Source organism: Flectobacillus sp. (assembly GCF_049240685.1).
Lineage (GTDB): Bacteria > Bacteroidota > Bacteroidia > Cytophagales > Spirosomataceae > Flectobacillus.
On sequence record NZ_JBMLSD010000161.1, the window covers coordinates 1 to 1,025 of the forward strand.

The window sequence follows — 1,025 nt, forward strand, 5'->3', positions numbered from 1 at the left end:
TTCGAGAACTTTCAAAGTGATTCCAAATTCCAATCATCTTACCAGCCAACTAAAATCAGTATTTTATCATTGTTAAAATTGGGAGAAGGCCGTAATATTGCGCTCATGAAACAACAAGCTATTATTTTAGGTTGAATAAATAGCTTTATGTTTTTCGAAAACAGTAAACCCAACAAATCATGAACAAAGTTGACCTTGCTGCCTTGCGAGAGAATTATACCAAGGGGAGTTTGGATGTGTCAGATGTATTACCCTCTCCTATTCAAGAGTTTCATAAATGGTTTAATCAAGCCGTTGATAGCCAGATTCTTGAACCTAACGCTATGCATCTTTGTACGGTTTCGCCCGATGGCAAACCTTCTGCTAGAATTGTACTCCTAAAAACCTTAGATGCTACTGGTTTTACTTTTTATACTAATTATCAAAGCCGCAAAGGACACGAAATAGATGCAAATCCTAATGCTTCTTTGACCTTCTTCTGGGGTGAACTAGAGCGTCAGGTACGTATTGAAGGAATTATAGAGAAAGTAGATGCTAAGGATTCTAACGATTATTTTGCTGTGCGACCAAGAGGTAGCCAAATTGGTGCATGGGTATCTAACCAAAGTCAGGTGGTAGAAAATCGTGAGGTATTGATTGAGAAAGAAAAAGCCTTTATTAAGAAATTTGAAGGTCAAGAAGTACCACGTCCTGATCATTGGGGCGGGTACAGATTAGTACCAACTTATATCGAATTTTGGCAAGGTCGCCCTTCACGCCTCCACGATCGTATTGCTTACACGCTTGAAGAATCGGGTAATTGGAAAATCGAAAGACTTTCGCCGTAATGTTTTGCTGTTATGAGTTTCTAAAGCTAAAATAATTTGCTCCACTTTAGCCGAATTACGAGCTGCAACCTATAGATATAAAAATATCATTATCAATAATTTACACTCATGATTAGAATGTTTTTGATTATTGACCCAGTTTTAAGTTAAGTAGCAGGAAAGATTAAATCAATAGTATCTCAAAGGTAAAAGTTGAGG

At 37.2% G+C, this 1,025-nt stretch carries 1 protein-coding gene; it reads left to right on the forward strand.

The window, feature by feature from the left end; translation table 11 throughout:
* Positions 1-179 precede the first annotated feature (179 nt).
* Entirely contained in the window at positions 180-827 is a 648-nt protein-coding gene (pdxH, locus tag ACOVQ4_RS07370; protein ID WP_421820008.1) for a pyridoxamine 5'-phosphate oxidase, read from the forward strand.
* The last annotated feature ends 198 nt before the right edge of the window (positions 828-1,025 follow it).